Origin of the sequence: Lysinibacillus sp. NPDC059133 (assembly GCF_042755925.1) — a bacterium.
GTDB lineage: Bacteria > Bacillota > Bacilli > Bacillales_A > Planococcaceae > Lysinibacillus.
Window position 1 is genome coordinate 1 of the sequence record NZ_JBHZDH010000068.1, and the last position, 4,038, is coordinate 4,038.

The 4,038-nt window shown below is 38.7% G+C and carries 4 protein-coding genes; all 4 read right to left on the reverse strand.

What is annotated here, in order from left to right; all coding sequences use genetic code 11:
• Nucleotides 1-359: 359 nt before the first annotated feature.
• The 4 genes from ytpR to ACFXN8_RS23615 all read right to left on the reverse strand — a co-directional run bounded on the left by ytpR (nt 360) and on the right by ACFXN8_RS23615 (nt 3,722).
• A complete protein-coding gene (ytpR, locus tag ACFXN8_RS23600; protein WP_376071578.1) occupies nt 360-974 on the reverse strand; it encodes a YtpR family tRNA-binding protein in 615 nt (204 codons plus the stop codon).
• The gene (locus tag ACFXN8_RS23605) at nt 971-1,795 is read right to left on the reverse strand and encodes a DUF1444 domain-containing protein (protein ID WP_386847924.1); all 825 of its coding nucleotides are present in this window, start codon (nt 1,793-1,795) and stop codon (nt 971-973) included. The genes ytpR and ACFXN8_RS23605 overlap by 4 nt, the downstream gene beginning before the upstream one ends.
• A gap of 256 nt (nt 1,796-2,051) precedes the next feature.
• Nucleotides 2,052-2,573, reverse strand: a complete 522-nt coding sequence (locus tag ACFXN8_RS23610) for a DUF84 family protein (protein ID WP_376071572.1) — start codon at nt 2,571-2,573, stop codon at nt 2,052-2,054.
• 72 nt (nt 2,574-2,645) lie between these two features.
• Nucleotides 2,646-3,722: a M42 family metallopeptidase gene (locus ACFXN8_RS23615; RefSeq protein ID WP_386847926.1), complete on the reverse strand. Its 1,077-nt coding sequence runs from the start codon at nt 3,720-3,722 to the stop codon at nt 2,646-2,648.
• Between the last annotated feature and the right edge of the window lie 316 nt (nt 3,723-4,038).

Below are 4,038 nucleotides of genomic sequence, written 5' to 3' on the forward strand. Positions count from 1 at the left end.
AAACCATGTTGCTGTCGCATCGCTTTCGCACAGATAAAACCATGTTGCTGTCGCTTCGCTTTCGCACAGTTAAAACCATGTTGCTGTCGCTTCGCTTTCGCACAGTTAAAACCGTGTTGCTGTCGCTTCGCTTTCGGTACAGAAAATAATTGCTGAAAGAAGTTAAATGTCTATAACAAAAAGCATACCATAAAAATGTAATAGAAACTTGTATTTAGAGGCTCATTCTAGACAAAAAAATCGTTATGTTACTAGCATATTAGTAGCATAACGATTTTAAGTACATATAATCAATTTGGTCTTGATATTAATTGGGCTATTGCTTCGCTTTCGCAAAGTTAAACCGTGTTCCGGAGACTTTATTTAGTTGGTGCTTCGAACGCACTACCAGTTTTCGCATCTTCTGGTAATACTAAAATTCCTTTTTCAGAAGGTGCATTTGGAATTGCTAATTCGCGTGCTGAACATAGCATACCGTATGATTCAACACCTCGCAAATTACCTTCTTTAATAAGCATTCCAGAAGGCATTACTGCACCGATTTTTGCTACGACAACCTTTTGACCTGCTTCCACATTTGGTGCGCCACATACAATTTGTAATGTTTCGTCACCTACGTTTACAGAACAAATGCTTAGTTTATCAGCATTCGGATGCTTGTCCTTTGTTTCTACATAGCCTATAACAAATTTTGGGGAAAAATCTACATCTAAGCTGATTTCAGCTCCATTTTTTGCAATAGCTGCCTCTAGCTGTGCTACTAATTCTGGAGTAACTTCAACTAGACCTTGTGCTTCAGTTTGTATATAGTTGCTGGCATTAAATAAATTAAATGCTTTAATTTCTCCTGTTTGTGCTTCCTTTAAAATAGCGATATCACCCGCACGTTCTACCTTTGTTTTCACGATTGATTCCGTCGCTAATTGTACTAGCAGTACATCTCCTACATGCTCTTTGTTGTAAAATACATTCATTTTTTCTCTTGCTCCTTTTTAACTCTGTTTTTTGCTAATATAAAGATCGGTTCTAGCTCCCCATTTTCATAAATAAAAGATAATGACGTAATCGGTACGGTACCGACAGTAAAGAAATGCATTGTCATCTGTGCTAATACATCATACCCTGTTTCATTACGAATATCACCTACTATTAATACATCCTGGTGTGGCACAGATAACGTCATGTCGCCCTCAATTTTAGTCTGCATTTCTTTCAAAAAGCTTTCATTTAAAATACGACTTGCATCGTAACCATCATTAGCATTAACAAAATAGAAAACATTTCCTGCAACTTCATCTTTCTTATAAACTGTTGGTAGCTGCTTTACGGAGAATCGTGCCATTTCACGAACTTTCTCTACTGTTAATTGTAGTGCCTCTAACATGGATTCATCAATAAAACGATAGGTTTTTCCTAAATCAAGCGCATAAAAAATACGTGTTTCGGCTGTATGTTCAGTTGTGATGAATGCATGTCCCTCCTTCGAGGCTTGAGGGTAGGATGTCGCACGAATAACTGGATAAATTTGCGTAGTAGTTTGGAATCCTTGTTCCATTTCTTGCTCCATCGCATTAAAGGTTTGCTCGATTGTATAAACGACTTCATCGATCGCAGCCCCTTGCTTGTCATTATATTTGACTAAAATACCTGGTAGAGAAAGCTCCATCCCTTTACCAATTTTTTTATGGTTTAGACGTAATTTATCGTGCTTTTTGTCAAATTCAAACTCAAACTTTTCCTCATTCAATTGTTGTTTTAATAGGGACACAAGTTGTTCTGATTTAATTTGTTTCACCTAGCTCACACCCTTTCTTCTAAATTAATTTAGTTTCAGTGTATTGATCACTTTCGCGAAAATAATGTCACCGGACGTGACGTTTATAAACCGGGTTCCTCTATTGTAGCTTACTATATGCCAAATGAAGAGAAAACGGCTCACATATTTGTGAACCGCTCTGTTCAAAACTATCCAATTATCTATTTTAAAAAAATTATTTTAAAGTTGCAACTTTACTATCCTTTACTATTCCAGTATCACTAATCAAAAGACACTAGTCATGTGCTAATGTGAATAAATATTGGCCAATAAGAAGTGAGACTATATGCTCGAACATCATCTGACGACTTACTAACCCTTGTGTGAAAACACCTACAGCTCCCGCACCTTGTCGGATATCTCGGCGTTGTGTATAGTGCTCCATTACTGGCCCAAGTTCCTTCCCAGCTCTTATTTCCTGGGCAATTTCTTCTGGTAATATAATTTGTGCGCCAGCAGCTGTATAAGTTTTGCCATTTGATACTGTAAGTGCTCCCCAGTTACAAACGTACATTACACCATCAATTTCAGTCACTCCACCCTCTAATCCAAATGATAATTGCGCACCCGTCTCTTTGATTGCGTTTTGCGAACGGTTAATTGCTCCCAATCGTGTTTCTTCATGAGTCATTGGTTGATCAGATACTTGTGAAGCAGCCTTAACGTAGGTGAAATTTGGTTTATCAAAATATTTTCTAGCTATAACTTCAACTGCCTCTGTTTTTGCTTTGTTTTTTGTACCAATAGTTATGTTCATTTTCTTAATCCCTCTTTCTTCGCATAGAAAAAGATGCCCCTAAAGGCATCTTTTAATTTCTGTGGAATCACTTTACACATTAGCGCGAATCGTTGCTAATGTCGAACGATCTGCTTTCTTCACTAGTTCCACAATTAAAGCTTTTGCAGCTGCATAGTCATCAATATGAATAATTGACGCAGACGTATGAATATAGCGTGAGCAAACACCAATTACTGCACTAGGAACACCGTCATTTGCCGTGTGCACACGTCCTGCATCCGTACCACCTTGTGATACAAAATATTGATAAGGGATATTATTCGTTTCTGCAGTATCTAAGATGAATTCACGCATGCCTCTATGTGTAACCATCGTACGGTCAAGAATACGTAATAATGTGCCTTTTCCAAGCTGACCAAATTGATTTTTTTCTCCTGACATATCATTTGCAGGTGAAGCATCTAGAGCGAAGAATAAATCTGGTTTAATCATATTTGCGGACACTTGAGCACCTCGCAAACCAACTTCCTCCATAACATTCGCACCTGAATATAAATGTGAGGCTAGCTTTTCATCCTTAACTTCTTTCATCAATTCAATTGCCAATCCACAGCCATAGCGGTTATCCCAAGCTTTGGCCATAATTTTCTTCGGATTGGCCATTGGTGTAAATAGGCAGACAGGGATAATTGATTGACCTGGACGAACACCAAGTGCAATAGCATCTTCTTTATTGTCTGCACCAACATCTATAAGCATATTTTTAATATCCATCGGTTTAGAACGTTCAGCATCGGTTAATAAATGTGGGGGTATTGATGAAATCACACCTGGAATCGCGCCATTTTTGGTAAATACCTCAACGCGTTGCGCTAGCATTACCTGATTCCACCAACCACCTAATGTTTGAAAGCGGATCATCCCGTTATCGGTAATAGAAGTAACCATGAATGCCACTTCATCCATATGACCAGCAACCAACACTTTTGGTGCATCAGCAACTTCACTCCGCTTCACACCGAAAATACCCCCTAAATTATCCTGAACGATCTCATCCGAGTACTTTTCCAACTCAGACCGCATGAATGCACGTACTGCATGTTCATTACCCGGCGCACCTGGTAATTCCGTTAATGTTTTAAATAATTGTAATGTTTCCTCATTCATGTTGACTCTCTCCCCACGAAGTAGAATATTCTTCCTTGTCCATTGTAACATATATATCTATTTTCAGCGGAAGACTCCCATTTCCCAATGAATAGCGGGATAAATGCGCGTGTAGTTCATCTTCAAAGGGTATCCCAAATTTGCTGAAGTATTTATCTGTGCAAAAGTGAATCGGCAGTAACAAATGTTTCTGTACGAAAACGTAGCGGCAGTAACAAATGTTTCTGTACGAAAGCGTAGCGGCAGTAACAAATGTTTCTGTGCGAAAGCGCAGCGGCAGCAACAAATGATTTCTGTACGAAAGCGTAGCGGCAGT